Raw genomic sequence first — 21,061 nt, 5'->3', positions numbered from 1 at the left:
CCTGCCACACCAGCATAAACATGGTTTTGGCGTCCCTGCCACACCAGCATAAACATGGTTTTGGCGTCCCTGCCACACCAGCATAAACATGGTTTTGGCGTCCCTGCCACACCGACGCACCAGGGACTGCTGAGCGCCTGCGGTGCTCATAAGCTGGTTTTTATGGTGGTGCATGGGGGCGCTGATGCGCCCCCATGCACCACCATAAAAACCAGTGCGGCCGCGCAGCGGACGCGCGTATGGGGGCGCTCATGTGTCCCCATGATGATGAGAGTCTAACACATTCTTAAGAACTTACGTTAATTGGAGCTCTGGGATCACAGAGACGGGAGTTTTATGTATGGTGGGCAAGAAGAATTTTTCGCTCATAAAAGAAAATGCCCGAAAAATTATATATGAATAGCTGTTTATCAGAAGATATTGTGTTACACTATCAAGTAGTCAGATACAAATCACAACCGAATAACACAACCAAAAACATCTGGAGATGACGTTTGACTACGGCCGCCACTGGCCCATCCAGATGGAATGGTATACCATTGTGCACTTGTAGTCGCGAAAATCAGCTTGAGGGGCTTGGAGGGTCTAAAATGGCCATCAACTTTGACCGCAACATTTGCTGCGATCTCAATGAGACCATCTCTCGCGAATGGCTTGTGACAAATGGTCTGGGAGGATACGCGGCAGGAACGGTTGCCGGCGTGCTTACACGTATGCAACATGGCTTGCTGGTAGCATCATTACCCGGTACACGACAACCACAACTTTTGCTCGCGAAAGTCGATGAAGAGATTAGCTTTGATCAGCGCACCTACTACCTGGGCACCAATGAATACAGGGATGGCATATTCAATCCGGCGGGCTTTGTGCATCTGGAAGCATTTCGTCTGCAGGAGGGTTGTCCGATCTTCACCTACCGGCTCGGAGGTATCGACGGGCTGCTACTGGAGAAGCGCATCTGGATGGTGCGTGGCTTCAACACGACCTATATTCAGTACACTGTGCTGAGACCGGAGTCTCCGGATAAGCCGGTCTATACCCGCAATGGCAGAACCGAACCTCTGGACACCGACGCCAGGCGCCAGGCCGAACAGGAGAGGCAAGAGCCACTGATTCTGACCCTGTTGCCATTTACAGCGAACCGTCCTTATGATCGGCCCCAGCGCAGTCAGCAGGCGCCACATCTACATGTTCATACCCACAGAACGGAAGATATGGCACTGGAAAGCGAAGAGGGTCAGTGGAATCAGCAGTTGCCAGCGGGAGTCACAGGCTGCACCATCATAACCGACGATACAGTGCCAGCATACCATCTACTGGCCACCGGGCAGGAGGAGAATCAGCCTGCCTTTATTCCAACGGGGGTATGGTATTGGAACTTCCTGCGGCGCTGTAACGCCAGGGAGGAGCAGCCTGATACCGACGATCTCTATCTGCCAGGGGTTTTTCGCGTCCTGCTCTGGCCGGGCCGCCAGGATACGCTCACCATCGTAGCCAGCACAGAAAAGTTGGAACCGCCGCTCTATCAGCACGATGCCATCGCCTCTCTCTACGAGAAAAGCAGAGAGCAGCGTCAGCACACCATGGAGCGGGTGCTGCATACGTTGCGGCCAGAGCAGCGGACCGATCGGCCATACAATGGCGCGACACCATGGTCGCAGGCGGATAACCAATGCGACGCGCGGCAATTGCTCTACGCCAGCGAACACTTCATTACCCGCTACTATACCACAGCCACCAGCCAGGAAGTAAGCTTAGACAGTCAGGCGGGACTTATCACGCGAGGGAATCGGTCCCGAATAGCTCTGGTAGCGGAATACTTTGCCCAGGAATACAGAACAAGGGATGCGCTGATCGCCCTGCCTGGCATTTTACTGGTGACCGAACGCTACGTAGAGGCCCATCAATTCTTAGGGGACCTGGCGGATCACTTTATCGGAGGCATCCTACCAGATCGGCTGCCCACGGCACGGCAGGCTCTGACGGACCACAGCTATAGCAACGCCGACATCGCCCTATGGTACTTTTACGCGCTCGACCACTATCTACGAGCAACGGGGCATTATGAGTTTCTTGAGGAGGTCTTTCCTCGCCTGGTGGAATGCATCAATCGCTACAGGCAAGGAACCCACAACGGCATCCATGTTGATTCCAAAGATGGATTGCTCGTAGCGGAAAAAGAAGGCAAAGCCCTGACATGGATGAATGCATATCATGAGGGGCAACCGGTCACGCCCCGGTCCGGCAAACCAATCGAGCTCAATGCGCTGTGGTACCATGCTCTAATACTCATGCAAGGCTGGTCGGAACGGCTGGAGTATATAGGGCATATAGAAAACAGCGGCGCCTACTATCAGCAGTATGCCGAGCGCTGCAAACGCAGCATTCAGAAGCGCTTCTGGCAGTCCGAGCAGGGCTATTTATATGATGTCGTTGATGGGCCCGAGGGGAACGATGCCACGCTACGCGTCAATCAGCTGTTCGCGCTCTCCCTCCCGCATTCCATTCTGAATTCAATTCAGCAGCGGCAGGTCTTTGACTGCATAACCCGGCATCTACTCACGCCGTATGGACTACGCACAATGGCGGCTTGTGAGCCGGGCTATCATCCGCACATTGAACGCGGCTCCAGCCATCAAAGATCCCTCCACCAGGGCAGCTGCTGGGCCTGGCTCCTGGGTCCCTATGTGGATGCCATGATAAATCTAAGTAAAGGTACAGCAGGAGAGGAAGATAAGCCATCGTTCAAGGAGGAGGTGTGGTGGAGAGGCATGCAACTACTAGGACCACTACAGGACAGGTATAGCCAGGGACTACTTGGCATGTGTGAAGGCATCTTCGACGGCGATTATCCACAACACGCGGGACCGCAGAGCGCATCCCTGCTCAGCACAGCCGAACTATTGCGAGCCTCTAACCGACTCGCCAGGTGGAGCTTATCCTACAGGGCGTCAGGCGCGCGAATCAATTGATGCTATATAAAGAACGCATTGCTTTATCCTCATTTTAAATCCGCAATAATGCCCAGGTGGTGAGCCGCTTATGAGCTCACCACCTGGGCATTATTGCGGGAACGTGGCCGCTTTGCGGCAAAGCCGGGGCGAGCACAGCACCTATGAGGGGGTTATGCACATTTGGGGGGGGTTGTGCACATTTTGCGTTGGTTATCCACATTGATTGTGGATAACTTTTGTGGATAACTTACCTTTGCTTGTCTTTTTTTGGTGGACATAATGATATGAAGGACGGCTCATATAACGCTCTGAAACATGAAATAACGTTCAATTTAGACGCATTTTCTAAGCTTTTTTCCTATAAGTATGAGTTTTCCACAAACCTCACAGAATCCTCACAACTTCCTCACAAAATTCAATAGCTGGTTATATAACTGGTTATAATTTTCACACACATTTCACACGCCAAAAAGTTTTCCACATTTTTTGTGGAAAACTTATCCACATTATCCACATTTTTTATGTCTAGTTGATAGTCTTGCTATCAGCCTATATAACCAGTTATATAGCTATCACAAGATCCTCACAGCTTTCTAACAACGGTTCGAGTTTTCCACATCAAATGTGGATAAGTTTTCCACACTATCCACATTTTCCATAGCCTGCTATATAGCCAGTTATTAGTTATATAGCAGGCTATATAACAACTTACAGAATCCTCACAACTTTCTAACAACGGTTCGAGTTATCCACACGTAATGTGGATAAGTTTTCCACACTATCCACATTTTCCATAACTAGCTATAAAACTGGTTATAATTTTCACAGAATCCTCACAACTTTCTAACAACGGTTCGAGTTATCCACACGTAATGTGGATAAGTTTTCCACATTGAAGTCATAAAGATAAATACACGATATAACTGGATAAGTTTTCCACATTCGCTGTGGAAAACTTATCCACATTCTATCCACATTGGGGTACACATACGGACAAGCTTACTGGCATCCATCAGAGTTATCCACATTTGTTGTGGATAACTTTTTGGGGTAGATGGCTACAGATGAAGCAAGGAGACGGTGATGAAGATTATCAATAAGCGAGCGAACGGAATAAAAGCCAGATATTCTGTCAACTACTGATAGACGCACTTCAATATCAGGCGGCCAAAAATGTATAATTTGTCATAAAAAAGAGGTTATCCACATTTTTTTAAGTTTTCCACACTCGATGTGGAAAACTTATCCACCCAAAAAAGGGCTGTGGATAAGTGTGGATAGAATGTGGATAACCTGTGGATAAGTCGCAAAAACCTGTGGATAAGTTATGAACCTTTATTCATCTTTTACCCCTATGTGGATAAGTTATCCCCATGTTATCCACATTCTATCCACATAAATTCGCCTGCCTGGGCGCTTGTGTGGATAACTTTTTTGGTGGGTCTGGGGCCGCTCTAGAGGCTGATGCAGGCCACTGCTAAAATTTCAAAAAATTCGTCAAAAAAAAAAGTTATCCACTTTTCCACATCCCCTACTACTACTGTTTTATATATCTTTTTAAAAAAATAAATATATATTAGTAGTATAGAGCTGTGGATAACTTTTGCCTGGGACGGAAAATGGAGAGAGGGGGGGCCACCAGGCGGCCTTTTTAAAAAGGGGAGGATAAGCGCTTCCGCTCGGGCGTCCGCTTGCGCGGCCGCATTTTTTATTTTTTCTCTGGTGGAGCGGGATTGCCTGGGGAGAAAAAGGGGGAAGTGAAGTGGGATTGCCTGGTAGGATGGAGTGAGAGATGAAGTAAGCCCAGATGTCCTATGGAGGCGATGGTAGCCCTGAATCTATCGTTACAAGTAGTACAATAGGTATATCACCTTCAACATTTCCGTATATTTGTGCATATACTTTTATTCCGACCACAAAATGAATCGAGGTATCCATGATGATGTTGTGGATCGGAATAACTATACACGCGACTTTTAGAGAGATAGCCCGTTATATTGGTGGATAACTCCCACTCATCGCGATGAGCAACAGATAAGACCACTTTGTCTAAGGGATTAAAGCATGACATCAGTAATTGAGACGATTAAGGCGAAGGCAGATATCGTTGATGAGGTAAGCACAGTTGTTACTCTACAGAAATCGGGAAAATCCTATAAGGGATTATGCCCATTTCATAACGAGCGCACACCCTCGTTCTATGTGTTCCAAGAGAGCCAGACATGGCATTGCTTTGGCTGTAACGAAGGTGGCGACATCTTCTCCTTTGTGCAGAAGCAGCAAGGGCTGGATTTCCACGAGGCGCTGATCTACCTGGGAGAGAAGTCCGGAGTAGAGATTGAGGACCACCGGGGAGGAGATCCAGAAGAGGAGCGTGAGGCCAGCGCGGCCAGGGATCGATTGCGTAAGTTGAACGAGGAGGCGCTGCTCTGGTTTCATCAGATGCTGCTGAGGTCAAAAGAGGCTGCCGGGGCTCGTGCTTATGTGGAAAGCCGTGGTATCTCAGCGGACACCGTTCTCTCTTTCAGTCTAGGCTATGCCAGCGAACAATGGGACGGTTTATCGCGCTATCTTTTGAGTCGGGGGTACACTGAACAAGAGCTCGTAATGGGTGGGTTGGCCCGCTGGCGCGAGAACGACAACTTTGGCGGAGAGCGCAACGGCATCTACGACTACTTTCGCAACCGCTTGATCTTCCCCATTCGGGATGAGCGCGGACGCGTCATCGGATTTGGTGGTCGTGCTCTTGGGGATAGCAAGCCCAAGTATCTTAACTCCCCTCAAACAATGCTATTTGAGAAAAATACCGTTTTATACGCCATTGATATGGCGAAAGATGCAATAAAGCAAATTGGGCAGGTGGTTATAGTAGAAGGGTACGTAGATGCGGTTATTGCTCACCAGTATGGAACCAAACAAACCGTCGCCTGTATTGGTAGCGCAATTACCGAGAAGCACATTCAAAAGCTTAAGAAGCTGACCAAACAAGTTACACTGGCCCTTGATCCAGACGCGGCTGGTAGCGCGGCCACCGAACAGGGCATCAAAGAAGCGCTCAAAGGATTTGACCGCACTGTTGTACCGGTGCCGCTGGCTGGTGGAAGTGGGGCACGTCAATACAGCCAAAAAGGCCAGAAAGGCTCGAAGCAGCAGACACGCGGCATCATCCGGCTAGAAGAGCAAGTCGACGCCGAAATTAATGTCCTGCAGCTCCCGCCAGGAGAGGATCCAGACGAAGTAATCAGGCGAGATTTTTCCACCTGGTTTTACGCCGTCAACCATCCACTGTCACTTATCGACTACTATTTCGTTGTCAAGACAGAGGATCTCAATTTACGGGAGCCAGCAGGAAAGACCGAAGCGGCCAAAAGGCTGCTACCGGTGATCGCCATGATCAGCGACCGCATCAAGAGGGACGCATACATACGCAAGCTGGCCGGTATGATCAGTATTGACGAACGCAGTCTCTATGACGAGCTGCAGCGCACCATACGGAGTCAGAAATCCACGGGTATCACCGCCAATTTCAGTGGAAAGACACCCGAGGTTGAAAGAGCGCAGCAAAAAGAGCGAACTGAAGAAGATCGAGAGTCTTCGGTCAGGCGCACAGAACCTGAAAAAGATAACACAAAAAGCAACGTTAGCAAGGAACGGATTGGGCTTGACAGAAATGAGCGGAGTACGTTAAAATGGGAGGACTACCTTATTGGGCTACTCGTGCAAAATCCAGGCTTATTTCCGCATGTGTGTGTTATAATTAACGAAGGTGACTTCGCTGGGACAGACACGCGGGAGTTGTACCACTTACTCAACTCTGTGTATCAACGTGAATCTTCCCCTTCATATCAATCCTTAGAACAATTTGTGCCCTCGGCACTGATGTCTGCGGTCGCCAGGGTTCTTGAGAGCGTTAAAGCGATGTCTCCACAGGACGCAGGCGTGCTGGTAAAAGAAGCCGTCCAGTGCGCGACTCGTCTCAAAAAGAAGCGATTGTTACAATTAAATACAGAATTAAAATTTCTTTTGCAAGAGGCCGCCGCAGCTGGCGATAAAGCTGCCGTTGGCCAGATCCAGCAGCAATTTGTCACAATACAACGGCAGCTACGAACACTCGACACCGCCACACGGCTACAGGGGTAAGTAGAGCAACTGCTGTGAAACGCAATCAGGAAGCTTATCAGAGCCGCGATCTATTTTTAAGGGGTCGGCAATGAAAAAATCATTTTTTACCAAATCGGACCAGAAAACAGGAATTGTCATCATTTATTGTTTATTATATTAGGCCTGTTTTCTGAAGGGGGATGCCAGAATGGTGAATCGGGACCAAGAAGTAATGGATCGAGTACACAATGACCATGGAAATGTCAGCACCATCAGTACAGGGCCATTGAATAATGTTTTTGATCTTGAACATTTTGATATGGATGAATCCATGTTAAATGATACGGCAGATGTCTTTAATATTGACTCCGTCGGTCATCATGCTCACGTTCCAGCGGCAAGCGTAACGGTACCCGCTGAGAAAAGCGAGGAATTTGACCTGTTTAAATTACAGGACGAAGAGCCTATGGAAGCCCTGGATCCAACAAAAGAGCCACCGGCAGACTGGGAGCCCGGACCCGAGGAGGTAGCGGAAGTGGACGCTGAAATCCTGGCGGACCCGAAATGGGATGAGCTTGGAGACGGCCTGGGAATCGTGGTAGCCGACCTCGAGAGCAGCCTGGATGATCCAGTGCGTATGTATCTGCGTGAGATCGGCCGTGTTCCCCTGCTGAATGCTGAAGAGGAAGTGCGCCTGGCGCAATTGATGGAGAGAGGCAAGCAGGAGCGCATGCGCGCCGAGCGCCTCAAGGTAAAGCCAAATCGTAAGTATATTGAAGACGGAGAAGAGGCCCAACGCCGCTTGACCGAGGCCAACTTGCGCCTGGTGGTGAGCGTCGCCAAGAAATACATCGGCCGTGGCATGAACCTGCTGGATCTGATCCAGGAAGGCAACATTGGCCTGATTCGCGCTGTCGAAAAATTTGATTACACCAAGGGCTACAAGTTCAGCACATACGCTACCTGGTGGATCAGACAGGCGATCACACGCGCCATTGCCGACCAGGCCCGCACCATTCGTATTCCGGTACACATGGTTGAAACCATTAACCGCCTGATTCGCATCAGCCGCAGGCTGCTGCAAGATCTAGGACGCGAACCAACCTCGGAAGAGATCGCCGAGCAGATGGAGATCAGCGCCGAGAAGGTACGTGAGATCATCAAGGTTAGCCAGGAGCCTGTTAGCCTGGAGACGCCGATCGGTGAAGAAGACGACAGCCACCTGGGTGACTTCCTGGAAGACCAGACCGCCCTGGCTCCGGCGGAAGCCGCCAGCCATCAACTGCTCAAAGAGCAGGTGGAAGATGTGCTGGACAGCCTGACGGAGCGCGAGCGCAAGGTTCTGCAGCTTCGTTTTGGTCTGGATGACGGACGCAGCCGCACCCTGGAAGAGGTCGGCAAAGAGTTCCACGTCACGCGCGAACGCATTCGCCAGATCGAAGCCAAGGCGCTGCGTAAATTGCGTCATCCTAGCCGCAGTCGTAAGCTGAAAGATTACCTGGATTAATATCCACCGTCAATGTGCATAACTTTGCACGAATGTGGATAACTTATCAACATAGTAAGTGAGCCGTTAACAAACGGCTCACTTTTTTGTGTGTTTAATGCCATCAACGTGCTACTCTGGCGGCTTTAAAGGCATAGCAAGCACCGATTTAGAATTTATGAGTGAGATACGCGTGATAACAAGGTGTGGATAACCTGGAAAATAATGTGGATAACCCCGGCGAATGTGGAAAACTTATCCACATTTATGTCTAGCAGGTTATGATGAGAGATATTCCGCCAATCCCGAAGCGTTAGCGCAAATGTGGATTTAAAAATAAAAATCTCAAAAAGGTAGCGAAAAACGCGCCTGTTCGCAATATCGGTAACATGAGAGGAATAATTTTCTGACGCACTATGTGGATAAGTTTTCCACATATTGCCATGTTATCCACATTGGTGCATAACTTCTGAAAAAAATACATTTTGCGAATCTCTCATGTAATCTAAATGTTAAAAGGCCCTGAAACGCGTTTATAGCCTCAACAGAGGGCTCTGTTTGTTTGAGCAGTATCAGTAGTGGTAAAAATCTCCGTAGAGGTTTTCTCGTGGCTCTCAACGAGATTTTTTAATAATCAAATAGCTATGCCATATGCGTTGATATGGTATTTTCCCTTAAAAGTAATATAAATAAGTTATTGTAAAGTTAATTATATAGATGATTGTGGATGTGTTTATGCCTTAGATGATCGTAAAATATAAACGCTCCCCGACGCGAAAACGGCCCGTAGGTTCGGCCTTATGATCTTTTACGTTTTAACCGGGTATAATATCCTCTTTTGTATTCCCGCCTGCGGCGGGGAAAGAGAGAAGAGGAGCTTTTGGGGACTTGAGCATGCTGGAAGCATGCTCGCCCAAACCCCGGCAGGAGGGGCTCGCCGCCCCTCCTGCACCTTCCCGCTTTATACCTTCTTATGAGGACCACGGGAGCGCATGTGAGATGCATGTTTATGCGGAGAGGAGAAATCGGCTGCAAGGGCCGAACCTACGATTATGGGCGGATGGTTTCGGCGGTGGTGCGTACGATTTCGACGAAGTCGTGTTTGATGCTGGCGCCGCCGATCAATCCCCCGTCGATGTCGGGGTGGGCCATGAATTCGCTGATGTTGGCGGAAGTGACGCTACCGCCGTAGAGGATGCGGATGGCCTGGGCCGCACTCTCCCCATAGATGCTGGCATAGGTGTGGCGGATAAAGTGGATGACCTCGCCGGCGCCTTTGGCTGTGGCAGCTTTGCCAGTGCCGATGGCCCAGATTGGCTCATAGGCGATGACGATCTGGGACGCCTGCTCACCGCTGAGTCCCGCCAGGCTCTGCTGGATCTGGGTTTTGATTACGGACTGCGTTTCTCCGGACTCGTATTGATCTGTGTTCTCTCCCACACAGACGATGGGTCGCAGGCCATAGGCAAAGGCGGCCAGCGTTTTCTTATTCACCAGTTCATCATTCTCGCCGAAGTAGGTACGGCGTTCAGAATGGCCCAGGATCACCGTGGTACAGAGCTCTTTAAGCATGCCCGGCGCGATCTCGCCGGTGAAGGCTCCCTTATCCTCATAGTACATATTCTGGGCTCCCAACTCGACACCAGGGGTCGGCATCGCTTCCATGACTTTATGGACAGATGCCAGAGAGATCGAGGGAGGACAGAGGATGCTCATCAGGGATGAATTGTGGCGGATAATATCTCCCAGCGCGGGAAGAATCTCGCGGGCAAAGCTTGAGGCCTGCTGGGGTCCTAGATTCATTTTCCAGTTGCCTGCGATGATCGCAGTACGAGAAGTTGCCATATAATGCTCCTTAGTACGTGCGGGGCTTGCCCCCGCTTTGCTTGCCTCCGCTTTGTTTGCTCGCGAAAGGAAAGATATACTTGTTGCATTTTCGAGCGGCGAAGAAGGAAAGCGGGGGCAAGCCCCGCACGTACTCTCATTATTTTTCTTGTTGCATGTTCTAATGTTGAAGGGATTGCCCACGAGGGGCGTACCTACGGTAAGCGCCCGCGAGGGGCGCATCTATGGCGCCCATGAAGGGTGCACATTCATTGTACCATTTTTGTGCTCAGGCATCTTGCAGAGCTGCTACACCGGGGAGGACGCGGCCCTCCAGGAACTCCAGCGAGGCGCCGCCGCCGGTGGAGACGTGCGTCATCTTGCTGGCGGCTCCCGCCTGTTCCACGGCCGCCGCTGAATCGCCGCCGCCGATAATGGTGGTCGCACCCTGTTGGGCGCGCTCAATCAGGATGTCGATTACCGCGTTGGTGCCTTTCGCGAAGGCTGGCATCTCAGCCACGCCCAGCGTACCATTCCACACAATCGTCTGGGCTGCAGCCAGGGCCTGGCGGAACGTCTCAACCGTAGCGGGTCCGATATCCAGGATGCGCCATCCCTGTGGCACGGCCTGCGCGGCGACCACTTTATGGTCCGCGTCGGCGGCGAAGCGATCGGCGATCACCACATCCGGAGGCAGGATAAACTTTTTGCCAAGCTTCTCCGCCTGGGCGATCAACGCCTTCGCCTCATCTACCTTCGCCTCCTCGAACAGAGAATCTCCGATCTCCAGTCCCTGGGCTTTGAGGAAGGTATTGGCCATGCCGCCGCCGATCAGGATGCTGTCCGCCAGCGTAATCAGGCGTTCAAGTACCGCGATCTTATCGGAGACTTTGGCGCCGCCGACGATGGCCGCGAAGGGACGGCGAGGATTCTCCAGCGCGCTGCCCAGGAAATTAAGCTCTTTCTCCACCAAGAAGCCGGAGACGCCTGGGAGATAATGGGTCACGCCCTCAGTCGAGGCATGGGCGCGGTGGGCGGTACCGAAGGCATCATTCACATAGAGATCGCCGAGCGAGGCCAGCTGGCGAGCGAACTCTGGATCGTTCTTTTCCTCTTCTTTGTGGAAGCGCAGATTTTCTAACAGCAGTACCTGCCCCGGGCGCAGCGCCTGGGCTTTCTCTTCGGCCTCCGGGCCGATGGAGTCGTTGCTCGTAACCACTGGTCGTTGAAGCAGTTCTGACAGGCGAGCCGCTACAGGTGCCAGGCGCATCGTATCGACCGCCTGGCCTTTGGGGCGGCCCAGGTGGGACATCAGGATGACGGCGGCGCCATTATCGAGCAGGTAGTTGATGGTGGGCAGGGCGGAAACGATGCGGATATCATCGGTAATATGTTGGGAAGCATCCAGGGGGACATTAAAATCGACGCGGACCAGGACGCGCTTGCCCACCACATCGATATCCCGAATAGTCTTTTTGTTCATCGCTTTATCCTATTGCTAGCCAGAGCCCAAAAGGGAAACTGGCATATAAAATGGCGCAGTTACACCATAGAGATATAACATACGCCATCAGAACCTGCGAGACTAGAATCCTTTGGAGGCGATAAAGGCAGCCAGGTCGGAAACGCGGTTAGAATAACCCCATTCATTGTCGTACCAGGCCAGAACCTTCACCATATTGCCACCCATGACCATGGTGGAAAGACCATCGACGATAGACGAATGAGCATCGCCACGGAAATCGGTCGAAACCAGAGGCTCCTCGGTATAGCTCAGGATGCCCTTCAGCGAACCGGCGGCCGCCTCTTTGAAGGCATTGTTGATTGCCTCTACCGAGGTCTCTTTATTGAGAGTGGCCACGAAATCGACGACCGACACCGTCACGGTTGGCACGCGCAGAGACATACCATCGAAGCGACCTTTCAGCTCAGGGATGACCAGAGCCAGGGCGCGTGCGGCGCCGGTCGTCGTCGGGATGATATTGCTGCCGGCGGCACGCGCGCGGCGCAGATCTTTATGCACCTGGTCAAGGATACGCTGGTCGTTGGTGTAGGAGTGGATGGTATTCATCATACCGCGCTCAATACCGAACGTATCATTGAGAACCTTGGCCGCGGGAGCCAGGCAGTTCGTGGTGCAGGATGCGTTGGAAATAATGTTGTGTTTGGCGGGATCATACATATTTTCGTTCACACCAAGAACGACGGTGAGATCCTCGCCTTTAGCGGGGGCAGAGATAATGACCTTTTTCGCGCCACCCTGCAGATGAGCGGAAGCCTTGGATGCATCGGTAAAGAGGCCGGTCGACTCGATCACCAGTTCGACACCCAGGTCGCCCCAGGGGATCTGCGCGGGATCTCTTTGAGCAATAACTTTGATGGAATGCCCGTTTACGATCAGGGTATCCTCAGTGGCTTCAACCTCGCCGGGGAAACGGCCGTACGTGGAATCATATTTTAAAAGATGGGCATTGGTATGTGTATCGGTGAGATCGTTAACTGCGACAACCTCTAATTCGCTAGAGTGATTATCAAGGATTGCTTTGAGAGACTGACGCCCGATGCGTCCGAAGCCATTGATACCTATACGGGTTGGCATAGCTTTTTCTCCTTAGTTATTGTTGTACCCTTGTTGTGCAATTTGCTCCTGGGCAGATTCTATCGCTTACCCCTGAGTGATCTTCTTCATCTCATCTGTCGTTTTACCCATAGTTTGCCGTCAACATGTTACGGTTGCAGCACTGAAACACGTTCACGTGTCACGAAAAGGTCACGCTTTGTTTGTGTAGAAACTATCTACCTGCCAAACTATGTAGAGATAAAGGTTATTGCATTTCGGCGTTGAAATACAGTAATGATGGTTGATCGACACAGTTCCATGTTACCTGGGGGATCCACCCAAATAGAGTGCCGTTACCTTCATTTCCTTATGTGTAAGGTTATCACTTGCAAACGAAACTGGCAATATATCTGAGCGGAAGTTTAATAGGCAAGAAGAATAGAAGTGTTTCTAGCGTTGTGTGTAAAGTAACTATATAGGAGAACACGAGTTCTCATATCGTGTTGGCAAGCGTGAGCGCCCCCACACGCGCGGCCGCATTTATATTTGAATAGTGGTGCACTAGCGGCGCATCCGCGCCGCTAGTGCACCACTATTCAGACAACTCTCTAAAGGTCGCCGCGGATGATGGGGATGACACCGATGGAGAAGCGAATATACTCATCATCGTAGCCAAAGCCCGAGCCGGGGACGCCAGCAATGCCGGTCTTCTCAAAGAGCGCGAAGGCATCTATTCCTTCGTTGAGCTTGCTCCAGTTGTAGACTGTGGCGTCATCATCTATATAAATCTGCTCGAAGAGATGGAGCTCTTCGTTGATCTCTTGTAACTGTTTGACCAGTTGTGTACGGCGCAGGCGATAGAAGCGGCGCAGCTTCTCGCCGAGCCAGGGACGAGTTTGCAGGAGGCGATAGTAGGCCATGAAGCGTAGCTGCCACTCACCCGGCAGGGCCGCCAGGCCATTGCTCCAGCTGACCGCGATACCGGCTGCGATATTGGGGTCGCCGCAGGTGACCCAGCCGAAGCGCTCGCCGGTCAGGGTATGCGTCTTGGAGAAGCTACTGACAAAGATAGTATGCTGCAACACTTCTGGATTGATAAAGGTCGCCATGCGCGCCTGATCTTCTTCGGGCTTTCCTGTACCGATATACGCGAGGTCGGCCAGCATCAGGATCTCTCTGCCCTTAGCGCGGAAACTACCGAGTACGGCGTGCAGATCCTCCAGCTCGGCCTGTGAATAGGCGAACGCGGTTGGATTATTGGTGATGGTCAGATAGAAGACGTGGATATCTGGATGCTCGGCGAGGATCTGTTCCAGCTGAGCCCCGGTCAGTTTGAAGCGATGTTCGGCGGAGGTCTTGTAGCGGTGGATCTGATAGCCATAGCTAAGGGCCTGCCACTCAGGGACGCCAAAGCCGGGTTCAGGGAACAAAATGCCTACCTGCTCCACCTGCCGTGTACGATAGATATGGGCCACGCCACGCAGGACGTTGTCGATGCCATCCATAGCCCCCAGGCTGAGGTGGACATTCTGATGGGTCACCTCGATGCCCCAACGTCCCATCTCCTGGGCCAGCCAGCCGCGCAGAACAGGATTGCCGATGCCATAGATATCATAGACTCGTGGATCAAAGCCCTGACTAAGCAAGAGGCGCTCGCACTCGAGCATCTGATCGCGCAGCCAGTAGTAGGTCTCTCCGGTAGCGGTATAGTGATAGAGTTCCTCTCCGGGCAAGGCGATGCCTAATTCATCGGCGAGGATGCGATAATCTTCCGGGCCGCCCTCCTCGCCCTCGCACTCTACCGCCTGGCGCAGGTCGATATCACCGATTGTGCGATTGACCACCTCGGCGCGAATAATCTGATCATCTATATTATGCTGGCGGCAGGTCTGCTCCAGTTCGGCAACGATACGGGCCATAACGCGAATGGGTCCTGCCCCTTCGCTAATATGCGGACGGTGGCGCTCGATAATCTCGCTACGGAGCTGGCGCAGAAGTGTGCGCTGCTCATCGTCCGACAACCTGGATGGTATTGAAGGATCCGAAGAATTTAAAGCAGAGGTATATTGGCTCACGGACGGGGTACTCCTTTCATATGTGCGGCCTCGCACTCCACATAGTGCAAACATCTCACGTGAAGGTTGCCGATCAGCATTGATCGGCTTGACGTTACTAGTGTAGCACCAATCCAGGGTGGCGAAAAGGTGTGTGGCAAGTGGTATAAATGTAGACGATAGATATGGAAGAATAAACTCAAGAGTTGGACAATAAATGTTGATACAAGGAGCGCAGATGTTATTTGAGAATAAAAACGTGGTGATCACCGGGGCCGGTCGCAGCATTGGGAAGCGGCTGGCGCTGGGATTTGCGGAACAGGGAGCGACCATTCTCGCGCATTATTCCCAGTCGAAGCAGGGAGCCGAAGAGGTTCAGCGGCAGATTGAAGAGAGGGGAGGAAAAGTATTTCTCTACCAGGCGGATTTGCGCAAGCCGGAGGAAGCCGCGCAGCTGGTACACTACGCCCACCGGGTGCTAGGAATGATCGATGTCTGGATCAACAATGCCGGTGCCAGCGCCAATAGCGCGGAGACCAGGGGGATGAGCGAGATTGAGATATTTGAGCGCATGGTGGGTGTCGACATCATGGGAACCTGGCGCTGCTGCCGGGAGGTGCAGCCATATATGCGCGAGGGAGGCTCTATTATCACAACCGGATGGGATCGCGCATTGGATGGAGCGCCGGGTCTGCCCAATCAGATGTATGCTATCAGCAAGGGGGCCATTATGTCGCTGACGCGCTGCCTGGCTACCGAGTTCGCTCCTCATGTTCGCGTCAACTGCATCGCCCCTGGACGTATTGAAAACGAATGGTCTCAGACGCTATCTGAAGAGACGCAACAAAAGGCGGTACAGGACATCCCCATGAAACGCTGGGGAACGCCCGACGACATCCTGCAGACGGCCTTCTTTCTGGCCTCAGCGGCATCTTCCTTTATGACTGGTCAGACTTTGCTGGTTAATGGCGGTGAGATTATGCGTTAGGTGGGTGGTTTTTTGGATGGATGTTTCACGTGAAACATTGCGGCAAGAATATCGTCAATGTCTCCTCCAACGAGAAACCCGAAACGCTCTACCAACGAGAAACGCACATGTGGGATCGACCTTCAACGGTCGACCGGGCCGCGAGCGACAGCGATTGCGGCCCACGTGCCCGCCCCACGTGGTACCCGGTAAGGAACGTTCGCTTTTGGGTACGCCTGCGCAACGTTGCGGGTGGGAACGACGTTGGCGAGCGTGTAAGACAGGGAAAGTGAGGTGGTGGGGGTACGTGGGCTGCCGTCGCTGGCGCTGGCAGCCCGGTCGACCGTTGAAGGTCGACCCTACATGGCGTTTCATGTTGGGGGGGCGTTTCAATTTTTGGGGGCTTTTCGTTTTTCGATGAGGGCTCGTGTTTTTGCCGCTTTGTCTGGTGGCAAGGAAATGAATTATCGCCGAATTTAAGAATTTACGGTACCTTTACCTTCTTATGCACTAAATTTCTCAATTTTCTTTCTTTGCCAGATCATAAAGGGGAGTAAAACTGTGTCAATGGTACTTTAACCTTCTTAAGCTCTTTAGTTCTTTATTTGGGCTAATGAATCGGCTCCTAGACCGGGTTGAGGTATTTTTTTGTCTGTGTTTTGCCCTTCTTAACGTGAGTTCTGTTTAAGGTAGACCAATCAAGCGGCCAGCAAAGCGCGCTCATCGAGATGCAGACCCTGCTTTTTGCCCTGATGGCTGTAAGCAAGCAACCCAGCAATCAAATGCACGACAAAATTGACCGGGCTGCGATGGCGAGAATGCTCAATCTGCGAAATGTTCTTGAGCTGGTCAATGATCGACTCAATGACAGCCCGTTTGCGCAACAGCAGTTTGTCCGAAATGTGCATGAGATGGTTCTTCATGTTCTTGCGCAGCTTGGTGATGAGCTGGAGTCCCTGCTTAAAGAGCAACTGGCTCAAAGGAGCAGAAATGTATCCGCGATCACCAAAGAGCTTGCCATGCAAGTGTTTGACCATCTGGGCAACCGGCGTTCGATCATCGACGTTGCCTGGCGTCAGACAACATGCCAGCAGCTCGCCTCGATCATTGACCGCCAGGTGTAGCTTGAAACCAAAGAACCATCCCATGCTGGTCTTACCCCGCTTGGCGTCAACAGCAAAGACACGGTGTTGATGGATCCGTTTGGGATCACATACGACCAAAGATGTCGCATCAATAAAGCTGATGCCTGTACAGGCTCCATAGCGGCTGTGCAAATACGCCAGCAAGGGAATCATCATCGATGGCATCAGGGCCACAAAGCGCGCATAGCTCACCAGATGTGGAAACTCCTTGGTCAGATGCACCTGTACATGTTCGGTGTAGTAGGCCTTGAATGTTCGATAGTGCGACTGATGAAAATGAATCAAAATCGTCATCACCTCGCTTGGGCACAGATGGCCTGCACGCTTTCGGCGCTTGCCAGCTTGCATCTGACTGTTTTCCCACTGCGGTGTAAAGGTGAGCATAAAATCGTCGACATCACAGAACAATTCGAGTAAACTCATTGTCAGATCCCTCCGATGGTGAATAGATGGTGTTTGTTTTGTTTCTATTCTAATTCATCGGAGTGGGATCTGTTTATCCAGAACTCACGTTTCTTAAGCTTTCTTTAGTTTGTCCTTGAGGGGGGATGCGAATAGACGCTGGGGAGAGAAATTGGAGAGTGATGTTTCACGTGAAACATTGGATTTGTGGATGGCGTGAATAAGCGGACGCGAGGTCTGAACTTATGAGGAGGGTGAGGATGTTTCACGTGAAACGTTGTGCGAGTATGACGTTTCACGTGAAACATAGATTTGTGGATGGCGTGGGTAATCGGACGTGAGGTCCGAACTTATGGGGGTGAGAGCTAGGTCCGATTTTTTGTGAGGAAGTGCTCTACTTTGCTCAGGGCTTCGGGCATGTTTTTGCGTCCGAGGCCGATGCGGAAGTTGTTGCCGGGGTGATCATAGACGGTTCCGGGTAGGAGCATGACACCTTCTTTTTGTACCAGTTGTTGGGCGAATTCGGCGATGGGCTGGTTGGTGCGCAGACGTGGAAAGGCGATGCTACCTGCCTGGGGTGAATGCCAGGAAAAGGTGTCCGACCACTGGTTGAAGAAGCGGTCCAGGTGCTGTCTATTTGATTGGATGATGTCCAGGCTGCGCGTGATAATCTGGGAGTGGGCACGAAGGGCGATCAGGGCCAGGATTTCGCTGGGGGCGCTATTGCAGATGGAGAGATAATCTTTGAAGGCCGCTATTCTTTGCAAGAGAGTTGTGTCCTGCGTTGCCAGCCAGCCGATGCGCAATCCGGCCAGCGCGAAAGACTTTGACATCACGCCCAGGGAGATGGCCTGGTGCGAGAGATCGGCGGCGCCAGGCAACGTTTGTTCGGGCTGGTATTCGAGGAAGCGGTATGACTCATCGGAGAACAGATAGGCGTTCGCCTCCTGGGCGATTGCTACTACCTCATCGAGTGTCTGGCGATCCAGGTGGGCTCCGGTGGGATTGTGGGGGAAGTTGATGACGATGAGGCGAGTATTGGGGCGTAGCGCTTTACGCAGGGTAGCCATATCGAGCTGCCATTCCTGCTCTTCTCGCAATTCTAACAGGGTGACATCGGCACCGGTAGCCTGGGCGATGCTATAGAGGGATTGATAGCCGGGCCAGGTTACTAGCGCATGATCGCCTTGCTGGAGCAGCACATTGGTGAGGGCAAAGATTGCTTCCTCGCCGCCGGAGAACGTCAAAACGTTTTCGGGGGTGAGCTGTTGATAGAGACGGGCAATCTGCTGTCGTAGCAACGGATGACCCGCGCTCTCGGTATATCCCAATGACAGATTCTGCCATAGCTCGCGGCACTCGGGGTCCGCCAGTGCCAGCAGATCGTTCATCTGGTAGCCATCGACATCAGAGCTGGACAGCATATAGGGAGCGACAAACTCCCAGCGAGCGAAGTAGCGCTCCAATTTAAAATCAGGAATGTGCATTGTTCTTGATATCCTTATTCATCTTTGAGCCAGACGCGCAATGGTCCGAGAATGGTAAAGCCGACGCGTATCGCCAGCGCAAGACTTTCATCCTGCTCATAGCCAACGATCGGAAGGCCAGGATGCTGGTTAGAGATCAGTGCAAGCAAGCCTTGCCAGTATTGTTCCGCATCCTGCTCAGGCGTAAAAACGTTAGAGACGCCAACGACACCAGGTGTCTTATTAGCGATGGCTCCCGCAACGATATGGTTATCCTGATAGGCTGCCATGATGCAGATGTTTGCATCATGTAAGAGCGGGGCCTGGAAAATGTGGTTCTGCGTGAGTTCTGTTTGAGACCAGGCTGTCTCCCAGCCAAGAAGTTCTTTTTCCTCGGTGATTCTTTTCCATGCGAGTTCTGTGGATGGTTGGTTGGGAACTGTCATGGAGTCAGATCGAAGAATGATCCACTGTGCTTCGAACAGCGAGTGAAATCCGAACGGATCAAGATCCAGGTCGGCAAAGCTGTCTTTGATAGAGATCGTGTAATCATTCTGCTCCGAGAGAAATGCCGCCAGCGGGTCTTGATGCAGATCAAGGTTTTCGGCCGGTGAAAGGGTTATCAGATTGGGATAGTAAGTAGGTGCCTGATGTTTGATCATCCAGAAGGTTTCGTGGAATTCTCCTGGTATATTGTGTGAGCGGCAGACGGTCTCGCACCAGATGGCATTGTTGTTTACGGCCAGTTGCAAATAATTTGTATGCATTCCTTTTTACTCTATCCTTTACATGTTAGCACTGACATCTATCTTAACATTTCTTTCAATGGTTAAAGCTACTTACAATGTTTCACGTGAAACATTGTAAGTAGCTTTATTGGTCGCGGAATATCTCGACATGCATACACAGGCATCCGAAAAAAGGGACGTCCTCGTTGGTGGGGCGTTTTGGGATTTTGGGGATGCATTGTCTCTTCTTTTTACTTTCCTGTGGGCAACATTTTGGATTATACCTGCTGCGATATGTATGTTTCACGTGAAACATTGGATGTGTGGATAGATGAGTTGCAAGAGAGATTTACAAATTCTTGATTAAGGATGGGATTAATGGTTAGAATAAAGGAGGTATGATAACAAGAGATGAAAGGGGTGAGGCATGAGTGGTTCACCAATACCGTACGTGACTGGTTCGACTACATCTCTGGATGGTACGACGATTGGGTATCGCCAGGTTGGCGATGCTGGTCCTGGTCTTCTTATTTTGCCTGCGGGGACGCAGGCGGCGCAACATTGTATGCGGCTGGCGGCGGCGCTGGTGGATACTTTTACTGTGTATGTAGTAGATCGGCGGGGACGTGGACTGAGCGGACCGCATGGGGATGACTATTGTATGGCGCGCGAGTGTGAGGATGTGGATGCTCTTATTAAGAAGACAGGCGCGCACTTTGTGTTCGGTCATAGTTCCAGCGCGCTGGTTACTTTGCAGGCGGCACTCACTGTGCCAGATGTGTATAAGGTAGCTATTTATGAGCCACCGCTTTCGACGCATGGTTCTATCTCCACCGGCTGGATACCGAAGTTTGATCGTGAGATCGCGAAGGGCAAATCAGCTGCGGCAATGACTACTTTTCTCAAGGATGATCACCTCACTCGTCTGCCGCGCTGGTTGCTGATTTTCCTCTTTAACTGGTATATCAAGAGGGATAAAAAGACGCTTTCGCCAGGTGATGTCTCTTTAGAAGCACTTATCCCCACTCAGCGTTTTGATGGCTTGCTGGTAAAGGAGATGGATGGCAGCCTTGAAACCTTTGCCCATCTTGATAAAGATGTTCTCTTATTGGGTGGCGCGAAAAGTCCACAGTTTCTGCATGATATTCTGGATTCTCTCAATCACACATTGCCACGAGCCAGATGGATCGAGTATCCAGATTACGATCATAGCGCGCCAAATCACAGATTGCCCAGTCAGACGGGGCCGGAACGCATAGCGAAAGATCTGAAGACATTCTTTTCTCAGAATAGGTCTTACCCTCGTTTTATTGAGGGTACGTAGGCGTCCCCTCCAATGAGAAACGCCCCGTAGGGTCGACCTTCAACGGTCAA

General features: G+C 51.4%; 13 protein-coding genes. 6 read left to right on the top strand and 7 right to left on the bottom strand.

The annotated features are described in order from the left end of the window. The first annotated feature begins 590 nt into the window (after positions 1–590). From AABA21_RS24190 to rpoD, 3 genes are all read left to right on the top strand, one after another. Entirely contained in the window at positions 591–2,972 is a 2,382-nt protein-coding gene (locus tag AABA21_RS24190) for an amylo-alpha-1,6-glucosidase (protein WP_338254238.1), read from the top strand. 2,046 nt (positions 2,973–5,018) lie between these two features. Next, positions 5,019–7,094 carry a DNA primase gene (dnaG, locus tag AABA21_RS24185; protein ID WP_338254237.1) on the top strand — a complete coding sequence of 692 codons (2,076 nt, stop codon included), beginning with the start codon at positions 5,019–5,021 and terminating at the stop codon, positions 7,092–7,094. A 169-nt stretch (positions 7,095–7,263) separates the two neighbouring features. Continuing rightward, positions 7,264–8,562 (top strand): RNA polymerase sigma factor RpoD, encoded by a 1,299-nt coding sequence (gene rpoD / locus AABA21_RS24180; protein WP_338254235.1) that lies wholly within the window; start codon positions 7,264–7,266, stop codon positions 8,560–8,562. 1,029 nt (positions 8,563–9,591) lie between these two features. Here rpoD and tpiA read toward each other — a convergent pair. The 4 genes from tpiA to AABA21_RS24160 all read right to left on the bottom strand — a co-directional run bounded on the left by tpiA (position 9,592) and on the right by AABA21_RS24160 (position 15,000). Beyond that, entirely contained in the window at positions 9,592–10,386 is a 795-nt protein-coding gene (gene tpiA, locus AABA21_RS24175; RefSeq protein ID WP_338254232.1) for a triose-phosphate isomerase, read from the bottom strand. A gap of 268 nt (positions 10,387–10,654) precedes the next feature. Continuing rightward, a complete protein-coding gene (locus AABA21_RS24170; RefSeq protein WP_338254231.1) occupies positions 10,655–11,848 on the bottom strand; it encodes a phosphoglycerate kinase in 1,194 nt (397 codons plus the stop codon). A gap of 102 nt (positions 11,849–11,950) precedes the next feature. Next, on the bottom strand, positions 11,951–12,964 hold the full coding sequence (gap, locus tag AABA21_RS24165) for a type I glyceraldehyde-3-phosphate dehydrogenase (protein ID WP_338254229.1): 1,014 nt from the start codon (positions 12,962–12,964) through the stop codon (positions 11,951–11,953). Positions 12,965–13,533: 569 nt separating this feature from the next. Then, positions 13,534–15,000: a pyridoxal phosphate-dependent aminotransferase gene (locus AABA21_RS24160; protein ID WP_338254228.1), complete on the bottom strand. Its 1,467-nt coding sequence runs from the start codon at positions 14,998–15,000 to the stop codon at positions 13,534–13,536. 217 nt (positions 15,001–15,217) lie between these two features. Here AABA21_RS24160 and AABA21_RS24155 point away from each other — a divergent pair, with 217 nt between their 5' ends. Next, entirely contained in the window at positions 15,218–15,967 is a 750-nt protein-coding gene (locus tag AABA21_RS24155; RefSeq protein WP_338254227.1) for an SDR family NAD(P)-dependent oxidoreductase, read from the top strand. 29 nt (positions 15,968–15,996) lie between these two features. Beyond that, on the top strand, positions 15,997–16,239 hold the full coding sequence (locus AABA21_RS24150; RefSeq protein ID WP_338254226.1) for a hypothetical protein: 243 nt from the start codon (positions 15,997–15,999) through the stop codon (positions 16,237–16,239). A 405-nt stretch (positions 16,240–16,644) separates the two neighbouring features. On the opposite strand, the gene AABA21_RS24145 is transcribed toward AABA21_RS24150, so the two are convergent. The 3 genes from AABA21_RS24145 to AABA21_RS24135 all read right to left on the bottom strand — a co-directional run bounded on the left by AABA21_RS24145 (position 16,645) and on the right by AABA21_RS24135 (position 19,726). Beyond that, a complete protein-coding gene (locus tag AABA21_RS24145) occupies positions 16,645–17,514 on the bottom strand; it encodes an IS982 family transposase (RefSeq protein ID WP_338254225.1) in 870 nt (289 codons plus the stop codon). Between the two features lie 344 nt (positions 17,515–17,858). Continuing rightward, positions 17,859–18,980, bottom strand: a complete 1,122-nt coding sequence (locus AABA21_RS24140) for an aminotransferase class I/II-fold pyridoxal phosphate-dependent enzyme (RefSeq protein WP_338254223.1) — start codon at positions 18,978–18,980, stop codon at positions 17,859–17,861. A gap of 14 nt (positions 18,981–18,994) precedes the next feature. Continuing rightward, on the bottom strand, positions 18,995–19,726 hold the full coding sequence (locus tag AABA21_RS24135) for a hypothetical protein (protein ID WP_338254222.1): 732 nt from the start codon (positions 19,724–19,726) through the stop codon (positions 18,995–18,997). Positions 19,727–20,114: 388 nt separating this feature from the next. Here AABA21_RS24135 and AABA21_RS24130 point away from each other — a divergent pair, with 388 nt between their 5' ends. Beyond that, the gene (locus AABA21_RS24130) at positions 20,115–21,011 is read left to right on the top strand and encodes an alpha/beta fold hydrolase (protein ID WP_338254220.1); all 897 of its coding nucleotides are present in this window, start codon (positions 20,115–20,117) and stop codon (positions 21,009–21,011) included. The last annotated feature ends 50 nt before the right edge of the window (positions 21,012–21,061 follow it).

It is taken from the genome of Dictyobacter halimunensis (assembly GCF_036245075.1).
The sequence above is the reverse complement of the archived record's forward strand: the minus strand, read 5'-3'. Positions and strand labels throughout refer to the sequence as shown.